The 21694-nt window shown below is 71.6% G+C and carries 18 protein-coding genes; 11 read left to right on the forward strand and 7 right to left on the reverse strand.

Translation table 11 applies throughout. The annotated features are described in order from the left end of the window. Positions 1–26: 26 nt before the first annotated feature. Together OG413_RS24065 and OG413_RS24070 are read right to left on the reverse strand one after the other, a co-directional pair. Entirely contained in the window at positions 27–2474 is a 2448-nt protein-coding gene (locus OG413_RS24065; RefSeq protein ID WP_266808669.1) for a helix-hairpin-helix domain-containing protein, read from the reverse strand. Then, positions 2471–3454, reverse strand: a complete 984-nt coding sequence (locus tag OG413_RS24070; protein WP_266808671.1) for an aldo/keto reductase — start codon at positions 3452–3454, stop codon at positions 2471–2473. The genes OG413_RS24065 and OG413_RS24070 overlap by 4 nt, the downstream gene beginning before the upstream one ends. A 139-nt stretch (positions 3455–3593) precedes the next feature. Here OG413_RS24070 and OG413_RS24075 point away from each other — a divergent pair, with 139 nt between their 5' ends. Both OG413_RS24075 and OG413_RS24080 read left to right on the forward strand, forming a co-directional pair. Next, entirely contained in the window at positions 3594–4643 is a 1050-nt protein-coding gene (locus tag OG413_RS24075; RefSeq protein ID WP_266808673.1) for an LLM class F420-dependent oxidoreductase, read from the forward strand. A gap of 209 nt (positions 4644–4852) precedes the next feature. Beyond that, positions 4853–5641, forward strand: coding sequence for a ferritin-like domain-containing protein (locus tag OG413_RS24080; protein ID WP_266808675.1), 789 nt, complete (start codon positions 4853–4855; stop codon positions 5639–5641). Positions 5642–5695: 54 nt separating this feature from the next. Here OG413_RS24080 and corA read toward each other — a convergent pair whose 3' ends face one another. Continuing rightward, positions 5696–6691: a magnesium/cobalt transporter CorA gene (gene corA / locus OG413_RS24085; protein ID WP_266808677.1), complete on the reverse strand. Its 996-nt coding sequence runs from the start codon at positions 6689–6691 to the stop codon at positions 5696–5698. Positions 6692–6746: 55 nt separating this feature from the next. Between corA and OG413_RS24090 the strand changes: the two genes are divergently transcribed. From OG413_RS24090 to mshC, 4 genes are all read left to right on the forward strand, one after another. Then, positions 6747–7469 carry a histidine phosphatase family protein gene (locus tag OG413_RS24090; protein WP_266808679.1) on the forward strand — a complete coding sequence of 241 codons (723 nt, stop codon included), beginning with the start codon at positions 6747–6749 and terminating at the stop codon, positions 7467–7469. A gap of 73 nt (positions 7470–7542) precedes the next feature. Then, entirely contained in the window at positions 7543–8133 is a 591-nt protein-coding gene (locus OG413_RS24095; protein WP_266808681.1) for a DUF3090 domain-containing protein, read from the forward strand. Next, on the forward strand, positions 8097–8933 hold the full coding sequence (locus OG413_RS24100; protein ID WP_266808682.1) for an SCO1664 family protein: 837 nt from the start codon (positions 8097–8099) through the stop codon (positions 8931–8933). The genes OG413_RS24095 and OG413_RS24100 overlap by 37 nt, the downstream gene beginning before the upstream one ends. Positions 8934–9196: 263 nt before the next feature. Further along, a complete protein-coding gene (mshC, locus tag OG413_RS24105; RefSeq protein ID WP_266808684.1) occupies positions 9197–10426 on the forward strand; it encodes a cysteine--1-D-myo-inosityl 2-amino-2-deoxy-alpha-D-glucopyranoside ligase in 1230 nt (409 codons plus the stop codon). A gap of 248 nt (positions 10427–10674) precedes the next feature. Here mshC and OG413_RS24110 read toward each other — a convergent pair whose 3' ends face one another. Then, on the reverse strand, positions 10675–11745 hold the full coding sequence (locus OG413_RS24110; protein ID WP_266808686.1) for a PAC2 family protein: 1071 nt from the start codon (positions 11743–11745) through the stop codon (positions 10675–10677). A gap of 256 nt (positions 11746–12001) precedes the next feature. On the opposite strand from OG413_RS24110, the gene OG413_RS24115 reads away from it, so the two are divergent. The 5 genes from OG413_RS24115 to OG413_RS24135 all read left to right on the forward strand — a co-directional run bounded on the left by OG413_RS24115 (position 12002) and on the right by OG413_RS24135 (position 17917). After that, a complete protein-coding gene (locus tag OG413_RS24115) occupies positions 12002–13375 on the forward strand; it encodes an enolase C-terminal domain-like protein (protein ID WP_266808688.1) in 1374 nt (457 codons plus the stop codon). Then, positions 13372–14151 (forward strand): SDR family NAD(P)-dependent oxidoreductase, encoded by a 780-nt coding sequence (locus tag OG413_RS24120; protein ID WP_266808690.1) that lies wholly within the window; start codon positions 13372–13374, stop codon positions 14149–14151. Before OG413_RS24115 ends, OG413_RS24120 begins: the two co-directional genes overlap by 4 nt. Before the next feature lie 165 nt (positions 14152–14316). After that, positions 14317–15357: a sugar ABC transporter substrate-binding protein gene (locus OG413_RS24125; RefSeq protein WP_266808692.1), complete on the forward strand. Its 1041-nt coding sequence runs from the start codon at positions 14317–14319 to the stop codon at positions 15355–15357. A 2-nt stretch (positions 15358–15359) separates the two neighbouring features. Then, positions 15360–16877 carry a sugar ABC transporter ATP-binding protein gene (locus tag OG413_RS24130; protein WP_266808694.1) on the forward strand — a complete coding sequence of 506 codons (1518 nt, stop codon included), beginning with the start codon at positions 15360–15362 and terminating at the stop codon, positions 16875–16877. Continuing rightward, positions 16874–17917 carry an ABC transporter permease gene (locus tag OG413_RS24135; protein WP_266808696.1) on the forward strand — a complete coding sequence of 348 codons (1044 nt, stop codon included), beginning with the start codon at positions 16874–16876 and terminating at the stop codon, positions 17915–17917. Before OG413_RS24130 ends, OG413_RS24135 begins: the two co-directional genes overlap by 4 nt. Before the next feature lie 147 nt (positions 17918–18064). On the opposite strand, the gene OG413_RS24140 is transcribed toward OG413_RS24135, so the two are convergent. The 3 genes from OG413_RS24140 to OG413_RS24150 form a co-directional block, all read right to left on the reverse strand. Further along, complete coding sequence (locus tag OG413_RS24140) at positions 18065–18736, reverse strand: FadR/GntR family transcriptional regulator (protein ID WP_266808698.1); 672 nt, start codon at positions 18734–18736, stop codon at positions 18065–18067. A 104-nt stretch (positions 18737–18840) separates the two neighbouring features. Beyond that, positions 18841–19899, reverse strand: coding sequence for an LLM class flavin-dependent oxidoreductase (locus OG413_RS24145; RefSeq protein ID WP_266808700.1), 1059 nt, complete (start codon positions 19897–19899; stop codon positions 18841–18843). A gap of 182 nt (positions 19900–20081) precedes the next feature. Further along, on the reverse strand, positions 20082–21692 hold the full coding sequence (locus OG413_RS24150) for a glycerol-3-phosphate dehydrogenase/oxidase (protein ID WP_266808702.1): 1611 nt from the start codon (positions 21690–21692) through the stop codon (positions 20082–20084). Positions 21693–21694: the final 2 nt, after the last annotated feature.

The raw sequence follows: 21694 nt of genomic DNA on the forward strand, positions 1-21694 counted from the left end.
GGGCCACAGTGCTGTCCGGACGGCGGTTACGAGGCGGCGTCGGGGGTCGGCAGGGCCTCCAGCAGGGCGCGCAGACGGGTCGTCCGCTCCTGGGCGGGGATCTGTGCCACCGCGTGCGGGAGCGCCTGGTCCACGCCGTGCACGACGGACAGGTGCCGCTCCCCGCGGCTGAACGCGGTGTACACCCAGGGGCGGCTGAGCCCCTGCGCGGCGTCGCCGGGCAGCACCACGACCACGGCGGGCCAGCGCATCCCGGCCGCCTGGTGGGCGCTGAGGGCCCAGCCGTGCCGTACGGCCGACTCGACCCGGTCCTGGGGTACGACGACGGCGGTGCCCGCACAGTCCAGGCGCAGGCCCTCCGCGTCGGCCGAGAGCACCACCCCGGGCACGGTCCGGCCGGGTGCGGGGACATGGGCGACACGGTCGCCCGGGTCGAAGCCGCCGAACCGGCCGGGGCCCGGGTTGAGACGCTGCTTCAGCGCCGCGTTCAACGCCCGGGTGCCCGCCGAGCCGCCGTGGCCGACAGTGATCACCTGGGTGTCGGCCGAAGGAATACCGAAGGCGCGCGGCACCGAGTCCGCGACCAGCTGCACGGTGCGGTGGACCGCCTCGCCCGCGTCGCGCACGGGGACGATCACCACCTCCTTGCCCGGTGCCTCGACCTGATTCAGCTCGCCGATGCCGATGCCGGAGACCAGCTCGCCGATCGGCCCCGGGTCCGGTGCACGGGACACCACCTGCGGGCACGCACGGGCGGCCAGCACATCCGCGAAGACCCGGCCCGCGCCCGCGGAGCCCAGTACGCCGGGGTCGCCGCTCAGCACCAGACGGGCGCCGTCGGCGAGGAACTCGACCAGGATCGCGGCCGCCTCCACGTCCAGCTGCGGGGCGTCCAGTACGACCAGCAGGTCGAGGGCGAGCGCACCGTCCTCGTCCCGGCCGGGTCCTTCGGCCCCGGACAGCAGCCCGGCGAGGGTGACCGCCGACTCGGGGTCACCGATCGCCTCGGCCAGTCTGCGGCGGCCGTCCGTGCTGTGCGTGGTACCGAGGGCACGCAGCCCCAGGCCCTGCGCCGCCGCGATCAGGGCGGCGGGCTCGGCGCGGGCCGCCTCGCCGCCGCTGTGGGCCACCAGGCCACCCGTGGCGACCGTACGGATCAGTTCGGCCGCCGACGGGGAAGGGGCGGAGGCGGCGGCCTCGGTCCAGTCGGCGCTCTTCTCGCAGGCGTTGACCAGCCGGGCCAGCCCGTCGGCGAGGCTCTCCTCCGCCAGTGCGTACCGATCGAGGCCCAGCAGTACCTGGACCGGCTCCCGCACCTCCTCGGCGCTGTCGTCGCCGTCCACGCCGTTCGCGTCGTCGCTCCGGTCGCTCTCCTCGGCGGACTCGGAGGAATCGGCGGCCCCGGTCGCCTCCGCCGATTCCGCCGGGTCCAGGCCCTCCTGGAAGACCAGCACGACACCCTCGGCGACGGCGTGCTCCACGGCCGCGTCGGGGTCGGTCACCGCACGCTCGGCCAGCGACGCCCGCACGGCCGTGGCGTCCAGCGCCGTGTGGCCCTGGCGGGCGGCCCGCTCCAGCAGCCAGCCGACCAGCGCCGCGGTCCTGCGCTCGTCGTCCGGACCGCAGGCGGCGCCCAGCAGGGCCCGCGCGAAGCCGTCCGCCTGCTCCGGGTGGACCCCGGGGACGGCGAGCAGCTGCCAGGGGTCCTCGCGCAGGACCTCGGCGGCCTGCTCGCCCAGTGTCCCGGTGGCCGGGCGGGCCAGCGCCTCGGGGGCCCCGCCCTCGACGAGCAGCGCCCGCACCTCGGCGGCGGCCTCGGGCGACGCGCCCTGCGCGGCCGGGGACGGCTCGGGCGACCGGGGACGCGCGGAGGGCTGCGCGGTGGCCGGGGTTGCGCGGCGGGGGGCGGGGGCGGCGGCGGATGAGTCGAAGAACGTGGTGCCCGCCTTCTCACCACTCTCCACGGCCCGGACCGCGGCGAGCAGATCGGCGGCGGTGCCGCTGAGCTTCGTGCCGGCCGGGATGGGGCCGTCCTTCTCGGCCTTGCGCTTCTCGATCCGCTCCCGCAGCTCCCGCTGGGCAGCGAGCTCGGCCTCCGCCTCGGAAGGCGCGGTTACGGCCGGTGCCTCGTCCTCGGTGGCCTTGTCGCCGGTCGCCTCGTCGCCGGTGGCCCCGTCGCCGGTCGCGTCCTCGTCGGCCGCGGTCCCGGCCGCCTCGGTGGATCCGGCGTCCTCCGACGCCTCGGGCGCCGATCCGGCTTCGGGGGTCGGCCTCCCGGTGTCGCCGTCCCCGGTGGGCTCCGGCTCGTCACCGGTCGCCTCGTCGGGCGTGCCGGAGGCGTCCGGCGCCGACGGCCCGTCCTCGGCGGGCGCGTCGGCACCCGGCGTGGGCGCGCCGACGGTGCCGGGGGCCGCGTCGGTCTCGCGGTCTTCGGCCGAGGGGCCTGGGGTTTCCCCCCGGGGAAGCGCAGTCACAGCGTGCTCCAGTCCTGGTCGGGATAGCGGTGCACGGGCGCCGACACATCGTCGAGCGCCTGGCAGATCTCGTCAGGAAGACTAAGCGCCTCCACTGACAAAGCCTCCCTGAGCTGCCGCGCGTTGCGCGCGCCGACGATCGGGGCGGCCACGCCCGGCCGGTCGCGGACCCAGGCGAGCGCCACCTGGAGGGCCGTCGTGGCCAGGCCGTCCGCCGCGGTCGCCACCGCGTCGACGATCCGGCTCGCCGGGTCGTCGAGATAGGGCTCCACGAAGGGGGCCAGTTGCTCGGACGCGCCCCGGGAGCCGGACGGGGTGCCCAGGCGGTACTTGCCGGTCAGCACACCGCGGCCCAGCGGTGACGAGGGCAGCAGCCCCATGCCGAGGTCGAGCGCGGCAGGCAGCACCTCCCGCTCGACGCCGCGCTGGAGCAGCGAGTACTCCATCTGCGTGCTCGCCAGCCGGGTGCGTACGCCGGGGGCGGCGAGCTGCCAGGTGGCGGCCTTGGCCAGCTGCCAGCCGCAGAAGTTCGACACCCCCGCGTACCGTACGCGGCCGGACGACACCGCCAGGTCCAGCGCCTGCAGGGTCTCCTCCATCGGGGTCTCCGGATCGAACGCGTGGACCTGCCACAGGTCCACGTAGTCCGTGCCGAGCCGCTCCAGGGACGCGTCGAGCGCGGCCAGCAGATGTCCGCGCGATCCGTTGAAGCGGCGGTACGGGTCGGCGACGTTGCCCGCCTTCGTGGCGATGACCAGATCCTGGCGCGGCACGAGGCTGTCCACGAGCTGCCCGAGCAGATACTCGGCCTCCCCGCCCCCGTACACATCGGCGGTGTCGACCAGGGTGCCGCCCGCGTCCCAGAAGGCCTTCAGCTGGTCGGCGGCGTCGTGTGCGTCGGTGTCCCGGCCCCAGGTGAGGGTGCCGAGCCCGATCCGGGACACGCGTAGGCCGGTACGGCCGAGATGCCTCTGCTCCATGGGCGCTGAGATTACTGGCCATGGCTCCACGGAGGGGGAGCCTGTGGACAACCGATGGGCCGCCGAGCCTGCCGGATCGCGCCGACGCGCGCTAGAGTCCGGACCACAGAGACGTTACTGATCAGTAAGGGGAGCGGATATGCGGCTCGGCATCAATCTCGGTTACTGGGGCGCGGGCATGGACAGCGACAACCTCGCTGTCGCCCAGGAAGCCGACCGGCTCGGATACGACGTGTGCTGGGCGGCCGAGGCCTACGGCTCCGACGCGCCGACCGTGCTGTCCTGGGTCGCCGCGCAGACGGAGTCCATCGACGTCGGCTCCGCGATCATGCAGATCCCGGCCCGCCAGCCCGCCATGACGGCGATGACGGCGGCCACCCTCGACTCGCTCTCCGGGGGCCGCTTCCGCCTCGGTCTCGGCGTGTCCGGCCCGCAGGTCTCCGAGGGCTGGTACGGAGTCAAGTTCGACAAGCCGCTGGCCCGCACCCGTGAGTACGTCGAGATCGTCCGCAAGGCGATGTCCCGCGAGCGCCTCAGCTACGAGGGACAGCACTGGACGCTGCCGCTGCCGGACGGTCCGGGCAAGCCGATCAAGCTCACCGTCCACCCGCAGCGCGAGCACATTCCGCTCTACATCGCGGCCATCGGGCCCAAGAACCTGGAGCAGACCGGCGAGATCGCCGACGGCGCCCTGCTGATCTTCCCGTCCGCCGACCACCTTGAGGACACCGCGGTGAAGTACCTGCGCGCGGGCCGCGAGAAGGCCGGGAAGACCATGGACGGCTTCGACGTGTGTCCCACCGTGCCGCTGGCCGTCGGCGACGACATCAATGGCCTGGCCGACATGTTCCGCCCGTACACCGCGCTGTACGTCGGCGGCATGGGCAGCCGCAAGCAGAACTTCTACAACCAGCTCGCCCAGCGCATGGGGTACGAGAAGGAAGCCGCCGAGATCCAGGACAAGTACCTCTCCGGCGACAAGAACGGCGCCGCCGCCGCCGTACCGCACCGGCTCATCGACCAGACCACGCTGCTCGGCTCCGTGGAGCGGATCTCCGAGCGGATGCAGGCGTACGCCGCCGCCGGAGTCACCACCCTCACCCTCGCCCCGGCGGGCTTCACGCTCGACGAGCGGATCGCCGCGCTGCGCGCCGGTACGGACGCCCTGGAGCGCTCCGGGCTCGCGTAGAGGCTTGTGCCCGGAAGGGCCGGGCAGCACTACGGCCGTGGTGGGGGCTCGGGGGTCATCCCCGCCACGGCCGTCACGCAGCACAACGCGCCGCGCGGCCGACGGTTACGCGGCACCCGCGCGGCGTCACGGCACGCTCCTCCGGTTGCCGACTGTTCCGTAGCGCATTTGACTTTGGCTCTGCGGACACCGGTACGGAGGTGGCAGTGATGCTCTCGGCGAAAAGCCTGTTCGAGGAGATCCTCGACGACGACGAGTCGTTCCGGCTCTTCTGCTCCATCGCCGCCAGCGGGGAGTCCCAGGGCGGCTGGGAGAACGCCCGGATCGCCGCCCTCGTTCCCGCGAGTCAACGCGATCTCGCCCCCAAGATCGTTCGGCACGGGGCCGACGAGGACAAGCACGGCCGGATCTTCAACGCGCTCCTGAAGAAGCGCGGACTGCCGCCCGTCGAGGTCCCCTCGGAGACCGACTACACGATGCTGCTCGAAGGGCACGGCATCGGCCTGGCGCATATCCGGCTCAGCGGCGACGAGCCGCTCTCGGAGCGCGACATCATCACCTACCTGGCGCACAGCCGGGTCACCGAGCAGCGCGCCTCCGAGCAGATGCGGCTCCTGCGCAAGCACTTCGCCGACCATCCCGACCTCGGCCGCGCGGTGAAGATGATCTCCAACGACGAGGACAACCACCTCGCGTACTGCCACGAGGAGCTGCTCCGCTTCGCCCGCGCCGGACACGGCCGCGGGATTCAGCGCATCCTGCGCGAGTGCGCCCTGGCCGAGATCCGCGTCTACCGGGACGTCAGCCTGGCCGTGATGGCGCACATGGGGGCCCTCCTGCACTGGTCCCGTGCCAGGGCGGCCGTCCTGGCGGCGGGCATCCACGCGATGTACGCGTACGAGCGCCTCGTCGGCTGGCGGCGCATGGTGAGCCTGGCCCAGCCGGAGCGGCGTGACGCGCTGGGCGGCCCGGCGGTCCGGGAAGCCGAGTACGCGTGAACCCGGAAGCCGGGTACGCGTGAGCCCCGCCGTCCCGTCCCGTGCCGTCCGGACTCAGAGCCAGCCGCGCCGCTTGAACTGCCGGTACAGGCCGAACACCGCGCAGCCCATCAGCGCGATGACCGCCGGGTAGGTCCACACCCAGTGCAGTTCCGGCATGTGGTCGAAGTTCATGCCATAGATGCCCGCGACCATCGTCGGGACGGCGGCCATGGCGGCCCAGGCCGAAATCTTGCGCATGTCGTCGTTCTGCCGCACCCCCGTCTGCGCCAGATGCGCCGACAGAATGTCCGAGAGCAGCCGGTCCAGACCCTCCACCTGTTCGTTCGCGCGCGTCAGGTGGTCGGCGACATCGCGGAAGAACGGCTGCGAATGCTCGTGGACGAACGGCACTCCGGCGCCCGCGAGCCGGGACATCGGTGCCGCCAGCGGCCCGGTCGCCCGGCGGAACTCCAGCACCTGCCGCTTGAAGGTGTAGATCTGGGCCGCGGTGTTCTTGGAGTTGCCGACCCCGGTCGGCGCGAACACCTGGGTCTCCAGCTCCTCCAGGTCGACCTGGAGCTCCGCGGCGACATCGATGTAGTGGTCCACGACCGCGTCGCTGACCGCGTACAGCACGGCGGTGGGGCCGTGCTTGAGCACCTCGCGATCGGCTTCCAGGCGGCGGCGCACGGCCGCCAGCGGGGCGCCCTCGCCGTGCCGGACCGTCACCACGAACGAGTCGCCTATGAAGACCATCAGCTCGTCGGCGGTGACCGTGTCGCCCTCGGGCTCGTAGACGACCGGCTTGATGACCGCGAACAGGGAATCGTCGTACACCTCCAGTTTGGGCCGCTGGTGCGCGCTCAGCGCGTCCTCCACCGCCAGTGGGTGCAGCCCGAACTCGTCGCGGACCAGATCGAACTCCTTCTCGGTCGGTTCGTGCAGCCCGATCCAGAGGAACGCGTCCCCGGTGGCCCGCGCCTCGTCGAGCGCGTCGGAGAAGTCGGCGGGGCCGTCGGTGCGGCGCCCGTCGCGGTAGATGGCACAGTCCACGATCACGGCGGGCATTCTTCCTTGCCTCGGCCCGCTCCGCACCTTTGCCCGGCCATCTACCCTGGCCGGTATGCCCACGCTGATCCTCGTACGCCACGGACGCTCCACCGCCAACACGGCCGGAGTGCTCGCGGGCCGCACTCCGGGCGTCGCCCTGGACGAACGCGGCGCCGAGCAGGCCGCCGCGCTCCCCGGACGCCTGTCCGCGCTCGCGCTCGCCGCCGCCGTCAGCAGCCCGTTGCAGCGCTGCCGCGAAACGCTCCAGCCCCTGCTCGACGCCCGCCCCGGCCTGCCCCTGCACACCGAGGAGCGGATCAGCGAGTGCGACTACGGGGACTGGTCGGGGCGCAAGCTCGCCGAGCTCTCCGACGACCCCCTGATGACCGTCGTGCAGCAGCACCCGTCCGCCGCCGCGTTCCCCGGCGGCGAGTCCATGCGGGCCATGCAGTCCCGCGCGGTCGACGCCGTACGGGACTGGAACGCCCGTATCGAGTCCGAGCACGGAGACGACGCGACCTATGTGATGTGCTCGCACGGCGACATCATCAAGGCGCTGGTCGCCGACGCGCTCGGCATGCATCTGGACCTCTTCCAGCGCGTCCACGCCGACCCCTGCTCGGTCACCGCCATCCGCTACACCCGGCTGCGCCCCTTCCTTCTCCGGCTCGGCGACACCGGTGACTTCGCCTCGCTGGCGCCGCGCGAACAGGTCGCCGGGGCTGACGCCGCGGGGGCCCCGGCGCAGGACGGATCGGCGGACGCGGCGGTCGGGGGCGGCGCGGGGGCGCCGTGATCGCTTCGCACAGTAGGGTGGACGCGCCGTAGGCGCCCCTCCATCCGCCGTCAATTCTCAAGGGAGACAGGACGTGTCCCGTCAGGTGTTCCTCTACGACCCACCGGACCGATTCGTGGCCGGTACGGTCGGGTTGCCTGGCCGCCGAACGTTTTTCCTTCAGGCGTCCTCAAGTGGCCGGGTCACCAGTGTTTCCCTGGAGAAGACCCAGGTCGCCGCGCTGGCCGAGCGGATCGACGAACTGCTCGACGAGGTCGTGCGGCGGACCGGCGGCAACTCGCCGGTGCCCGCCGTGGCGCCCATGGACGTGGCCGACACCGCACCCCTGGACGCACCCGTCGAGGAGGAGTTCAGGGTCGGCACGATGGCGCTGGCCTGGGACGGTGACGAACAGCGCATGATCGTCGAGGCGCAGGCCCTGGTCGAGCTGGACGCCGACTCCGAGGACGATCTCGCGGAGGCCGAGGAACGGCTCCTGCAGGACGAGGAGAACGGCCCGCCGATGCTGCGCGTCCGGCTGAGCGGCGCACAGGCGCGCGCCTTCGCCAAACGCGCCCTCGACGTCGTGAACGCCGGCCGCCCGCCGTGCCCGCTGTGCAGCCTGCCGCTCGATCCGGAAGGACACGTATGCCCGCGCCAGAACGGATACCGCCGCAGGGTCTGACGGACGCCGCGCTGCTCACCCTGCTCACCAAGGGGCGGCTCACGGTCCTCGGACAGGTGCGCGGCGCGTCCAACGCGGTGCTCCACTGCACGGTCGCGTACGAGGGCGAGGAACGCACCTGCGTCTACAAACCCGTCGCCGGGGAGCAGCCGCTGTGGGACTTCCCCGACGGGACGCTCGCCCGGCGCGAGGTGGCCGCGTACGAGGTCTCCGAGGCGACCGGGTGGGGGCTCGTGCCGCCCACGGTGCTGCGTGACGGGCCCTACGGCGAGGGCATGTGCCAGCTGTGGATCGAGTCCCCCGAGGGCGAGGGCGAGCCGTCGCTGCTCGCGCTCGTCGAGTCCGAGGAGCCCGGGGACGGCTGGAAGGCCGTGGGCTTCGCCGAGGTGGGGGAGGGCCGGACGGCGCTCCTGGTGCACGCGGACGACGCCCGGCTGCGGCGGCTCGCCGTGCTCGACGCGGTGATCAACAACGGCGACCGGAAGGGCGGGCACCTGCTGCCCGCGCCCGGCGGGCGGCTGTACGGCATCGACCACGGGGTCACGTTCAACGCGGACGACAAGCTGCGGACGCTGCTGTGGGGCTGGGCGGGCGAGCCGCTGACGTCCGAGGCGGTGGAGGTGCTCGGCCTGCTGGCCGGGGAGCTGGCGGCGGGGGCGGGGCTCGCCACCCGTCTGGCGGAACTGATCACCGGGGCGGAGCTGGCGGCGCTGCGGGCCAGGGTCGCGGGGCTCCGGGGGGCTGGACGGCATCCCGAGCCGAGCGGCGAGTGGCCGGCGATCCCGTGGCCGCCGGTCTGAGGGCCGGGCGTGCGCCGGCGGTCCCGTACGGCGATTGAGCAGGAAGCAGCCACGGTTGAGCACGAAGCAGCCGCGGTTCGCGGCCGTACGCCGGGGTGCCGTCGGCGGCCCCTGGCGTGGGCGGTCGGCGGCACTGGAAGCCGTGGAACGGGATGCGGGACGAGCCTTTAGCGGAATGTGCCGCGTCCGCGCAAGACCGCCTCTTCGGCCACGTTCCCCGATCCGGTTCGTATCCGGAAGCATCGTCCGGTTACGCTCATGACATGCATGCCTGGCCCGCTTCTGAGGTCCCCGCCCTGCCTGGCAAGGGCCGCGACCTTCGGATCCACGACACCGCGACCGGCGGACGGATCACCCTTGACCCCGGTCCCGTCGCCCGCATCTACGTCTGCGGCATCACGCCGTACGACGCGACCCACATGGGTCATGCGGCGACCTACAACGCGTTCGACCTCGTTCAGCGCGTGTGGCTCGACACCAAGCGGCAGGTTCACTACGTCCAGAATGTGACCGACGTGGATGATCCGCTGCTGGAGCGGGCCGTGCGCGACGGTGAGGACTGGACCGAGCTCGCCGAGCGCGAGACGGCTCTCTTCCGGGAGGACATGACCGCCCTGCGCATGCTCCCGCCGCAGCACTACATCGGTGCGGTGGAGGCGATACCCGGCATCGTTCCGCTCGTCGAACGCCTCCGGGACGCGGGCGCCGCCTACGAACTCGACGGCGATGTGTACTTCTCCGTCGAGGCCGACCCGCACTTCGGCGAAGTCTCGAACCTCGACGCCGAGGCGATGCGCCTGCTCTCCGCCGAACGCGGCGGCGACCCGGAGCGCCCCGGCAAGAAGAACCCCCTCGACCCGATGCTCTGGATGGCCGCCCGTCCGGGCGAGCCGAGCTGGGACGGCGCCTCGCTCGGCAGTGGCCGGCCCGGCTGGCACATCGAGTGCGTGGCCATCGCCCTGGATCATCTGGGGATGGGCTTCGACGTACAGGGCGGCGGCTCCGACCTCGTCTTCCCGCACCACGAGATGGGCGCCTCGCACGCACAGGCGCTGACCGGCGAGCACCCGTTCGCCCAGGCGTACGTCCACGCCGGCATGGTCGGGCTGGACGGCGAGAAGATGTCCAAGTCCCGCGGCAACCTCGTGTTCGTGTCCGCTCTGCGTCGCGACGGCGTGGACCCGGCGGCCATCCGCCTCTCCCTGCTCGCGAACCACTACCGGGCCGACTGGGAGTGGACCGACAAGGTGCTCACCGATGCGGTGGAGCGTGCCGGACGGTGGCGTGCCGCCGTCTCCCGCCCCGACGGGCCGTCCGCCGACGCCCTGGTCGAGGAGGTCCGCGAGGCCCTCGCGGACGACCTGGACGCCCCCGCGGCGCTGGCCGCGGTGGATCGCTGGGCCGCGCTGGCCAGTTCCGGGGCCGGTACGGACGAGAGCGCGCCGGGACTCGTCTCGCGCACCGTCGACGCCCTGCTGGGCGTCGCGCTGTAGTCCCCACGGCCTCCGCTCCGTAACAACCGCTCGCTCCGTAACAACCGCTTGGCCCGTAGCAATTGCTCGATCCGTAGCGACCGCTCGATCCGTGAGCGATGACCGGCCCCGGACTTCCAGGTGAAGTCCGGGGCCGGTCCGCGTCCCTGAGGAGCGAAAGGGCGAGGGGCGCCGGACGGGTCTGTTCGTTCCCGTCCTGCGCCCCTCGTTGCCGTTGTTCCGGCGCCGCTCCCGCAGCCCTCCGGGACTCAGTCCCCGGACGAATCCTCGGATGTCTCGTCCGGGCCGCGGTCCTCGTCGGAGGGCGAGTCGGCGGCCGAGGGCGGCGGGCCACCGGGCGACGAGGAGCCGGTGGCGTTCCCCGGGCCCGTTTCCGGCCGCGGTGGTTTGGGCGGTCTGGTGCGGCCGCTCGACGGGTCCCGCAGATACGAGACATCACCGGTCTCCGTCGCGTGACCGCCGGGTGCCTGTCCCGGACCGCCGTCCCGGCGCCGCAGATAGCGTTCGAATTCGCGGGCGATGGCCTCGCCGGACGCCTCGGGCAGCTCGGCGGTGTCCCGGGCCTCCTCCAGCGTCTGGACGTACTCCGCGACCTCGCTGTCCTCGGCGGCCAGTTGATCCACGCCGAGCTGCCAGGCTCGGGCGTCCTCCGGCAGTTCGCCGAGCGGGATCCGCAGCCCGATCAGGTCTTCCAGGCGGTTCAGCAGGGCCAGCGTCGCCTTGGGGTTGGGCGGCTGCGACACATAGTGGGGCACCGCCGCCCACAGGCTCACCGCGGGCACGCCCGCGTGGGTGCAGGCTTCCTGGAGGATGCCGACGATGCCCGTCGGCCCCTCGTACCTGGTCTCCTCCAGATCCATGGTTCTCGCCAGATCGGGGTCGGAGGTGACCCCGCTGACCGGTACCGGCCGGGTGTGCGGGGTGTCGCCCAGCAGTGCCCCGAGGATGACCACCATCTCGACGCCCAGCTCATGGGCGTATCCCAGGATCTCGTTGCAGAACGAGCGCCAGCGCATCGACGGTTCGATGCCGCGGACCAGGACCAGGTCGCGGGGTTTCTCCCCGCCGACGCGGACGACGGAGAGGCGGGTGGTGGGCCAGGTGATCTTGCGCACCCCACCGTCCAGCCACACCGTGGGCCGGTTGACCTGGAAGTCGTAGTAGTCCTCGGCGTCGAGCGCCGCGAACACCTCGCCCTTCCACTCCCGGTCCAGATGTCCGACCGCTGTGGAGGCGGCGTCACCGGCGTCGTTCCAGCCCTCGAACGCGGCCACCATGACCGGGTCGATCAGCTCGGGTACCCCCTCGAGCTCGATCACCCAGGCCTCCTTCCGAAGTCTTCTTGTGTACGGAACAACCTTACGGCTTCGGCCCCCTCCCGCCGCAGTCTCTTTGCACGGGTGGGTGAACCTTGCCACTGGAGGTGCATCAACGGTCGAAACAGGGCATCAGGCTCCGGATTCATCCGAGCTGTGCTGACCGAATTTCCCCTAAACACTGGACGACCAGCCCTGTACGGCGCTATACATCGGATGACCACGACAGAGGTCCGATGTTATTCCCCTGGGGGCGCACATGAGTCAGACCGTCACGGATTTCGAGGTTCACGACATCCGTTTTCCCACCTCGGAACAGCTGGACGGCTCGGACGCCATGAACCCCGATCCCGACTACTCCGCCGCCTATGTCGTCCTGCGCACGGACATCCCCGGCGGCACCGGCCCGTCCGCCGGCTCCGGTACCCCGGACAGCGGCGGCGCCGGCATCGAGGGACATGGCTTCTGTTTCACCATCGGGCGGGGCAACGAGGTCATGGCCGCCGCCATCGAGGCGCTGCGGCCCTACGTGGTGGGGCGCCCGGCGCCCCGTACGGCGGCCGACCTCGCCGCGCTGTACCGCGAGCTCACCCATGACTCGCAACTGCGCTGGCTGGGACCGGAGAAGGGCGTGATGCACATGGCGGCCGGCGCGGTCGTCAACGCCGCCTGGGACCTCGCGGCCAAAGCCGCCGGCCTGCCGGTCTGGCGGTTCCTCGCCGCGATGACGCCGGAGGAGCTCGTCTCCCTCGTCGACTTCCGCTATCTCACCGACGCGCTCACCCCCGAGGAGGCGCTCGCGATCCTGCGGGCCGCCGAACCGGGCCGCGCCGAGCGCACCGAGCGACTCCTCGCCCAGGGCTATCCCGCGTACACCACCTCGCCCGGCTGGCTGGGCTACTCCGACGAGAAACTCGTCAAGCTCGCCCAGGAAGCGGTCGCGGACGGCTTCGGCCAGATCAAGCTGAAGGTCGGCGGCGACCTGGACGACGACATCCGCAGACTCGCGCTCGCCCGCGAGGCCGTCGGCCCCGGCATCCGGATCGCCGTCGACGCCAATCAGCGCTGGGACGTCGCCGACGCGGTGGCCTGGATGAGCGCGCTCGCGCCCTACGACCCGCACTGGATCGAGGAGCCGACCAGCCCCGACGACATCCTCGGCCACGCCGCCGTGCGCGCCGGACAGTCGGTCAAGGTCGCCACCGGTGAACACGCCGCCAACCGCGTCGTGTTCAAGCAGCTGCTCCAGGCCGGTGCCGTCGACTTCGTCCAGATCGACGCCGCACGCGTCGCGGGCGTCAACGAGAACCTGGCGATCCTGCTGCTCGCCGCCAAGTACCAGGTGCCCGTCTGCCCGCACGCAGGCGGCGTCGGCCTGTGCGAACTGGTCCAGCACCTCTCGATGTTCGACTATGTGGCGGTCTCCGGAACCTGGGAGGACCGCGTGATCGAGTACGTCGACCATCTCCACGAGCACTTCGCCGACCCCACCGTCATCGAGGACGGCCGCTACGTCGCGCCGCGCGCCCCCGGCTTCTCGGCCCGGATGCTTCCCGGATCGATCGCCGATCACCGCTACCCCCAGGGCCCCGTCTGGCAGGCCCGCCGCACGCCTCAGGAGGCCGACCGATGACCGGTACACAGGACTTCGACCAGATGTCCGCCCTGGTGACGGGCGGTGCGTCCGGGATCGGAGCCGCCGTGGCGACGATGCTCCTGGAGCGCGGCGCCCAGGTCGCGATCCTGGACCGGGAGACCGCAGGAGCGCCCGCGGGTGTGCTCGCCCTCAAGGCCGACCTGCGGGACGACGCGGCCGTACGGGACGCCGTGGACCGGGCCGCCGCCGAACTGGGAGCCCTGCACACCCTCGTGTCCAACGCGGGGATCGGGTCCATCGGCACCGTGGAGGACAACGACGACGACGAGTGGGCCCGGGTGCTGGACATCAACGTCCTCGGCATGGTCCGTGCCGCCCGCCACGCGCTGCCCCATCTGCGCCGCGCCGCGGCCGGCCGGCCGGGCTCCGTGTCGATCACCCAGACCTGCTCGATCGCCGCCACCGCCGGGCTGCCGCAACGTGCGCTCTACAGCGCGAGCAAGGGCGCGGTGCTCTCGCTGACCCTCGCCATGGCCGCCGACCATGTCCGTGAAGGGGTCCGCGTCAACTGCGTCAACCCGGGCACCGCGGACACCCCGTGGATCGGCAGGCTGCTCGGCCAGGCCGACGACCCGGGCGCCGAACGCGCCGCGCTCAACGCCCGCCAGCCGCTGGGCCGGCTGGTCTCGGCCGACGAGGTCGCCGCCGCCGTCGTCTATCTCGCGAGCCCGGCGGCAGCCTCCGTCACGGGCACCGCCCTCGCCGTCGACGGGGGGATGCAGGGGCTGCGACTGCGCCCCGCCGACGCCTGAGACCACGTACCAACAGCACCGCCCGTACCAACAGCACCACCAGCACTGCCCGTAGCACCAGCACCGCCCGCACCGCAGAATGAGCCGACCCACCCGCACCATCCGCACCGCCCCACCCGCACCGCCGAATGCTCCGAGCCAGTACTCCACGAAGGACGGGACCCCATGAGAGTGCGTACGACGAGTGCGGCAGCCTGCGCCGTACTGCTGGCCGTCACAGCCCTTGCGGGCTGCAACCGCGACTCCGCCGACAGCGGGGACGGCGGCGGAAAGGTCGGCATCGACCTGCCGCGCAGCGACAGCGATTTCTGGAACTCCTACCAGCAGTACGTGGAGAAGGGCGTCAAGGGCGGGGAGGTCAAGGCGCTTCCGCTGACCAACTCGCAGAACGACATCGGCAAGCTCGTCGCCAACGTCCAGACGTTCACCGACCAGGGCGCCAAGGCCGTCGTGATGGCCCCGCAGGACACCGGTGCGATAGCCGAGACGCTCAACACGCTGAACGAGAAGAAGATCCCGGTCATCAGCGTCGACACCCGCCCCGACAAGGGCAGCATCTACATGGTGGTGCGCGCCGACAACAAGGCGTACGGCGCCAACGCCTGCAAGTACCTCGGTGAACAGCTCAAGGGCAAGGGCAAGGTCGTCGAGTTCCAGGGCGACCTCTCCTCGATCAACGGGCGCGACCGCTCCCAGGCGTTCAAGGAGTGCATGGACAAGGACTTCCCCGACATCGAGGTCTTCGAGCTGGCCACGGAATGGAAGGGCGATGTCGCCTCCGCCAAGCTCCAGTCGACGCTGGCCGCGCACCCCGACATCAACGGCATCTACATGCAGGCGGGCGGGGTGTTCCTCCAGCCCACACTCGCGCTCCTGGAGCAGAAGAAGCTGCTGAAGCCGGCCGGTACGCCGGGCCACATCACGATCATCTCCAACGACGGCATCCCGGAGGAGTTCGACGCCATCAAGGCCGGGAAGATCGACGCGACGATCTCCCAGCCCGCCGACCTGTACGCGAAGTACGCCCTGTACTACGCCAAGGCGGCCCTGGAGGGGAAGACCTTCAAGGAAGGCCCGACCGACCACGACTCGAACATCATCAAGATCCCGGGCGGTTTCGAGGACCAGCTCCCCGCGCCCCTGGTGACCAAGGAGAACGTCGACGACCCGAAGCTGTGGGCCAATCAGCTGGAGAAGAAGAGCTAGCCATGAACCAGGCACCACCACCCGCCGTACAGGCGACAGGCATCGTCAAACGTTTCGGGCCCACGGTGGCACTGGACGGCGTCGAGCTCACGGTGCGGCCCGGCGAGTCCCACGCGCTCGTCGGCCGCAACGGCGCGGGCAAGTCCACCCTCGTCAGCGTCCTCACCGGACTCCACCGGGCGGACGAGGGCACCGTGACCTTCGGCGGGGAGCCGTCGCCCGCCTTCGGGGACACCATGGCCTGGCAGTCCAGGATCGCCTGCGTCTACCAGAAGTCCATGGTCGTCCCGGACCTGACCGTCGCCGAGAACCTCTTCCTCAACCGCTTCGACGACAAGGCCCGCTGGATCAGCTGGGGCAGGCTCCGCAGGCGTGCCGAGGCGCTGCTCGCCGAGTACGGGGTCCAGGTCGACCCCAACGCGCGCGCCCGGGATCTCGCCGTGGAGCAGCGGCAGTTCGTGGAGATCGCCCGCGCGCTGTCCTTCGGCGCCCGGCTGATCGTCCTGGACGAACCGACCGCGCAGCTCGACGCCCGGGGGATCGGGCGGCTCTTCGACAAGCTGCGGGAACTCCAGGGCCAGGGAGTGGCGTTCCTGTTCATCTCCCACCACCTCCAGGAGGTGTACGAGCTGTGCACCGCCGTCACCGTCTACCGTGACGCCCGCCATGTGCTGACCGCCCCGGTCGCCGACATCGGCAAGGCCGATCTGGTCGCGGCGATGACGGGGGAGCAGGGCAGCGGCGCGGGCGCCTGGCACGCCACCGGCGCGGGCGCTGTCGACGAGTCGGCCGCACCCGTGCTGCGTACCGAACAGCTGTCTCTGGCAGGCGAGTTCGAGGCGATCGACCTCCAGGTGCGCCCCGGCGAGGTGCTCGGCCTCGCGGGCTCGGCGGCCAGCGGCAACACCGCGCTCGGCGAGACACTGGCCGGGATGCGCAAGGCGACCGGCGGCACGATCTCCGTGCACGGCGGCGTCGTACGGCCCGGCAGTGTGCCGCACGCCCTGGACGCCGGGATCGGGTACATCCCCGAGGACCGCCACGACCAGGGGCTCGTGCTGGACCGCAGCGTCGCCGAGAACGCCACGCTCACGGTCACCGACCAGCTGGGTCCGTGGGGGACCGTACTGCCCTCCCGTACCCGGCAGTTCGCCCGGTCGATGATCGCCTCGCTGGACATCAAGACCCAGGGGCCCGAGCAGCCGGTCTCCGGGCTCTCCGGCGGCAATCAGCAGAAGGTGGTGGTCGCCCGTGCGCTGGCCCGCGGGCCGAGCGCGCTGGTCGCGGTGCGGCCCACGGCGGGGGTGGACATCAAGTCCAAGGACTCGCTGCTGGGTGTGGTCCGGCGGGTCGCCGACGAGGGGAACGCCGCAGTGATCATCTCGGACGAGCTGGACGACCTACGGGTCTGCGACCGGGTACTCGCCCTGTTCCACGGGCGGGTCGTCGCGACGTTCGCAAGCGGGTGGACCGACGGGGAACTCGTCGCCGCCATGGAAGGTGTGGGGGAAAGGGAATGACCGGGACGATACAGCCGTCCGTCACCGACGACGGCGTCAAGAGCGGGGCGGGGGACGGCGGCCCGCGCGGCCGGCTGGCGCTGATCCGGTGGAGCGACTTCTCGCTGGTGCCGGTGATCCTGGTGCTGATGGTGATCGGGTTCATCGTCTCGCCGGTGTTCCTCACCTCCAACAACCTGATCAGCGTCGTCCAGCAGTCCTCCGAGCTGAGCCTGCTCGTGCTCGGCCAGGCACTGATCCTCATCTGCGGCCGGATGGACCTGTCCCTGGAGTCGACGATCGGCATCGCGCCCGTCGTCGCCATGTGGCTGGTGCTCCCCACGGACGGCGGCCGCTTCGCCGGGCTGGAACTCTTCCCGGCCTGGTCGGCGATCCCGCTCTGCCTGCTCGTCGGCCTGCTCGTGGGCGTGATCAACGGCTTCCTGATCCTCAAGCTCCGGGTCAACGGCTTCATCGCCACGCTCGGCATGCTCACCATGCTGCGCGGCCTCCACATCGGCATCACCGAGGGCAAGTCGATCACCGACGTCCCGGAGTCCTTCCGCTACCTGGGCAAGAGCGAGTGGTTCGGCGCCCCGGCCGCTGTCTGGATCTGCCTGGCCCTGTTCGCGATCGGCGGTGCGGCGCTGGCCTGGCTGCGTCACGGGCGCTCGCTGTACGCCATCGGCGGCAACCCGGAGGCGGCGCGGGCGGCCGGTATCCGGGTGGACCGGATCACCTGGATCGTGCTGGCCATCGGAGGACTGCTGGCGGCCTTCGCGGGCATCCTCTACACCGGCCACTACGGATCGGTCGCGGCCACCCAGGGCAACGGCTGGATCTTCCAGGTGTTCGCCGCCGCGGTGATCGGCGGCATCAGCCTCAAGGGCGGGCGCGGCACGCTGTTCGGCGCCCTGACCGGCGTACTGACGCTTCAGCTGGTGGTCAATGTGATGACCCTCGGCGGTGTGCCGGCCCTGTGGAACCAGTTCCTCAACGGCGCGATCATCATCGTCGCGCTGGTCATCTCCCGCTTCGCGAGCGGCGAGAAGCAGGACTGAGCGGACCGCCTCGCGGGAGCGGGCGGACCATGCCGTACGGGCCGGTGGGTGACACGTCACCCACCGGCCCGTACGTATGTCATGGCGTCCGGAGAGGCTCGACGGGGCGTCCGGGGGCCATGGCCTCCGGAGAGGGCGCGACCGGCCTCACAGTGTGGACCTGAGCCACTGCTCCACGCTCGCCACATGCACCGTCGCCCAGGCCCGTGCGGCCTCCGCGTCCCGGTCCCGCAGCGCGGCGAGGATCGCCCGGTGCTCGTGCAGGGTGCGGCTGACGGCGTCCTCCTGTGTCAGGCCGCGCCAGACCCGCGCCCGCGTGGTCGGCCCGGAGAGCCCGTCCAGCAGGGAGCAGAGCACCGAATTGCCGGAGGACTGCACGATCCCGCGGTGGAAGTCCAGGTCGGCGGCGACCAGCTCCTCCACCGACGGCTGCCCGCCCAGGGCGTCCAACTGGGCTCCGAGCAGGTCGAGTTGGGTCTCGCTGATCCGGCCCGCAGCCATCGCCGTCGCGGCCGGTTCCAGGATCCGGCGCACCGCGAGGAATTCCAGCACCGTGTCGTCGCGGTGGAAGTCCACCACAAAGCTCAGCGCCTCCAGGAGCAGCTGCGGGTCCAGGCTGGTGACGTAGGTGCCGTCGCCCTGCCGCACATCGAGGATCCGGATCAGCGACAGGGCGCGCACCGCCTCCCGCAGGGAGTTGCGCGACAGTCCCAGTTCCGCGGCCAGTTCACTCTCCTTGGGCAGCCGGTCGCCGGGACGTAGCGCACCCGAGACGATCATTCCCTTGATCTTCTCGATCGCCTCGTCGGTGACAGCCATGACGGTCCTCCTGGATTCGGACTGGATTAGACATCCGATGTCTGGCTCCATTATGCGGGTCCGGACACCCGAAAGAGCAGCCCCTGCCCCAGCCGTGGTGCTGGTCACTCCCAGAGGGAGGACGGTGCCTCGCGCCGTACGACGGGGGCGATCTCCTCGGCGAACCTCTCCAGGGTCTCCAGCTGTTCCTGGTGGCTCAGTCCGAAGCCGTCCACGGTGATCGACTGGAGGTCGTGGCGGTACACCGCGTGGTAGCCGAGGATCTTGTCGATGATCTGCTGCGGGCCGCCGATCAGCTGAGGCCCGTTCTCCATCGCGTCCTCGATCGTCCGGAACGGGGTGTTGTACCCGGCCCTGCCCGCCAGATGGGGCTTGAACGTCTGCCGCACCCGTGCCTCGTACAGCTCCTTGTACCGTCCGACGGCCTCCCGCTCACTGTTCGCGATCAGCAGCCCGCCCGAGCCCGCCGCCACATGCGCGTCGGCCGGATCGTGCCCGTACGCCTCGAACCGCTCCCGGTAGTGGTCGATCAGCCGCGCGTACGCCTCGCGCGGCTGGATGGCATTGGCCGTGAACAGCGGATCACCGTGCTTGGCCGCCAGCTCGGGGGAGTTGAGGCTGGTCGCCGAGCCGTGCCAGACGCGGGGCGCCCCGGCGTACGGTCGCGGCACCGTCGTCACGTTCTTCAGCGGCGGACGGAACTCGCCCTCCCAGTCCACGCCCTCCTCCGTCCACAGCCGCCGCAGCAGTTCGTACTTCTCCTGCTGGAGGTCCCACTGACGGTCCTCGTCGAGCCCGAAGAGGTCGAAGTGCCCGGCCTCGGCGCCCTTTCCGACGACCAGTTCGAGCCGCCCCCGGGAGAGCTGGTCGAGCGTCGCGAAGTCCTCGGCGACCCGCACCGGGTCGAGGATGGCGACGACCGTGACCCCGGTCAGCAGCCTGATGACGCTCGTACGGGCGGCGATCGCGCCCAGCACCACGCTCGGGCCGGAGGAGAGGAATGGCCCGGCGTGCCGCTCGCCGATCGCGTACGCGTCGAAACCGAGCCGCTCCGCCGCCACCCCGGTCCCGATCACCTCCTCGAACCGGTCGGCGGCCGAGGGGAGTTCACCGGTCAGCGGGTGCGGGGCGTGGCCGATCAGGGAAAGTACGGAGAATTTCATGACCTCCACTGTCCCCGCGGCATATTGCGCGCGTATGGCGGCCGTATGGCACACACCCGGGCAGGGGTACGGCGCGGCGTCCCGGATACGCCGTTGCGTGCGGTGTCCCGGGTACGCGGACGGGGGCGCCTCCCCGTCCGCGGGAAGCGCCCCCGTGCACCCGCCAGGTGCCGGTCCGGTGATCAGCCCCGGCCGGCCAGCATGTCGTCGACCCTGCCGCGGATCTCGTCGGTCGCGAGCCCCCGGATCGTCAGCGTCGTGCGGCGGCGCAGCACATCGTCCGCCGTCTCGGCCCACTCGTGGTCGCGCGCGTAGGCGACCTGCGCCCAGATCTCCGGCGCGTCCGGGTGGACGCGCTCGGCCAGCGCCGGGTTCTCGTTCGCCAGGCGCGCGATGTCGAAGGACAGCGAACCGTAGTGGGTGGCCAGGTGCCGTGCGGTGTCGGGCGACATCCGGGGACCGGGGGCACCGCCGTCGACCAGGAGCCGGTGCGCGACCGCGGCGGGGTTGGATATCCCGGGCAGCGGAAGCTTCCTCGGCAGCCGCGCCATCGGCTCCATGTCCTCCGCCAGCGGGTGCCCCGGCAGCGCGGCCAGCTTGTTCATCACGGTGCGGCCGATGTGGCGGAACGTCGTCCACTTGCCGCCCGCGACCGACAGCATGCCGCCGCGGCCCTCCGTCACGACCGTCTCGCGCTTCGCCTTGGACGTGTCGCCGGGGCCGCCGGGCAGCACCCGCAGACCCGCGAAGGAGTACGTGATCAGATCGCGGGACAGCTGCTGGTCCCGGATAGAGAACGCCGCCTCGTCCAGGATCTGCGCCGTGTCCGCCTCGGTCACCGCGACATCGCCCGGGTCGCCCTCGTACTCCTCGTCGGTCGTGCCGAGCAGCAGCATGTCCTCCCACGGCAGGGCGAACGTGATGCGGTACTTGTCGATCGGGGTGGCCAGCGCCGCCTTCCAGGGGCGGGTGCGCCTGAGCACCAGGTGCGCGCCCTTGGACAGACGTATGGAAGGCGCCGCGTTCGGGTCCTCCATCTTCCGCAGGTGATCGACCCACGGCCCCGTCGCGTTCAGCACGAGCCGGGCGGTGATCCCGAACTCCGTACCGTCCGTGCGGTCCAACAGATCGGCGCCCGTGACCCGGCCCCTGGTGAACCGGAGGCCGGTCACCGCCGCGTGGTTGAGGACGGCCGCACCCGCCTCGACGGCCGCGCGGACCGTCATCAGCGCCATGCGGGCGTCGTTCATCTGGTCGTCGCCGTAGACCGCGACGGCCTTCAGATTGTCCGTACGCAGCTCGGGGACGTCGCGCCGCGCCTTCGCGGGGCTGATCACATGGCCGACGCCGTCACCGAACGCGGACAGCGCCGAGTACGCGAACACGCCCGCACCGAGCTTGGCCGCGCCGTGCGGTCCGCCCTTGTAGACCGGCAGGTAGAAGGTGAGCGGGTTGGCCAGGTGCGGGGCGACCTCGCGGGAGACCGCGCGCCGTTCGAAGTGGTTCTCCGCGACCAGCTTCACCGCGCCGGTCTGCAGGTAGCGCAGACCGCCGTGGAGCAGCTTGGAGGAGGCGGAGGAGGTCGCGCCGGCGAAGTCACCGGCGTCCACCAGCGCCACCCGCAGTCCGGACTGCGCGGCATGCCAGGCGGTGGAGATGCCCAGGATGCCGCCGCCGATGACCAGGAGGTCGTACGTCGCCTTGGAGAGCTGCTCCCGAGTCTCGGCGCGGCTCGGGAGGGAGCCGGAGGCCGGGTGCGTCCCGAGTGCGGGGACGCTCTGCAGGGTGGTCATGG

Origin of the sequence: Streptomyces sp. NBC_01433 (assembly GCF_026340105.1) — a bacterium.
In the GTDB taxonomy this organism is placed as follows: Bacteria; Actinomycetota; Actinomycetes; order Streptomycetales; family Streptomycetaceae; genus Streptomyces.

Bases quoted from the DNA above. Each gene is read 5' to 3' on its own strand.
- OG413_RS24070 (WP_266808671.1), bottom strand. From the start codon at position 3,454: ATGGAGCAGAGGCATCTCGGCCGTACCGGCCTACGCGTGTCCCGGATC.
- OG413_RS24075 (WP_266808673.1), top strand. From the start codon at position 3,594: ATGCGGCTCGGCATCAATCTCGGTTACTGGGGCGCGGGCATGGACAGC.
- corA (WP_266808677.1), bottom strand. From the start codon at position 6,691: ATGCCCGCCGTGATCGTGGACTGTGCCATCTACCGCGACGGGCGCCGC.
- OG413_RS24120 (WP_266808690.1), top strand. From the start codon at position 13,372: ATGACCGGTACACAGGACTTCGACCAGATGTCCGCCCTGGTGACGGGC.
- OG413_RS24125 (WP_266808692.1), top strand. From the start codon at position 14,317: ATGAGAGTGCGTACGACGAGTGCGGCAGCCTGCGCCGTACTGCTGGCC.
- OG413_RS24150 (WP_266808702.1), bottom strand. From the start codon at position 21,692: ATGACCACCCTGCAGAGCGTCCCCGCACTCGGGACGCACCCGGCCTCC.
- OG413_RS24100 (WP_266808682.1), top strand. From the start codon at position 8,097: ATGCCCGCGCCAGAACGGATACCGCCGCAGGGTCTGACGGACGCCGCG.
- OG413_RS24090 (WP_266808679.1), top strand. From the start codon at position 6,747: ATGCCCACGCTGATCCTCGTACGCCACGGACGCTCCACCGCCAACACG.
- OG413_RS24140 (WP_266808698.1), bottom strand. From the start codon at position 18,736: ATGGCTGTCACCGACGAGGCGATCGAGAAGATCAAGGGAATGATCGTC.
- OG413_RS24135 (WP_266808696.1), top strand. From the start codon at position 16,874: ATGACCGGGACGATACAGCCGTCCGTCACCGACGACGGCGTCAAGAGC.
- OG413_RS24115 (WP_266808688.1), top strand. From the start codon at position 12,002: ATGAGTCAGACCGTCACGGATTTCGAGGTTCACGACATCCGTTTTCCC.
- OG413_RS24145 (WP_266808700.1), bottom strand. From the start codon at position 19,899: ATGAAATTCTCCGTACTTTCCCTGATCGGCCACGCCCCGCACCCGCTG.
- OG413_RS24130 (WP_266808694.1), top strand. From the start codon at position 15,360: ATGAACCAGGCACCACCACCCGCCGTACAGGCGACAGGCATCGTCAAA.
- OG413_RS24080 (WP_266808675.1), top strand. From the start codon at position 4,853: ATGCTCTCGGCGAAAAGCCTGTTCGAGGAGATCCTCGACGACGACGAG.
- mshC (WP_266808684.1), top strand. From the start codon at position 9,197: ATGCATGCCTGGCCCGCTTCTGAGGTCCCCGCCCTGCCTGGCAAGGGC.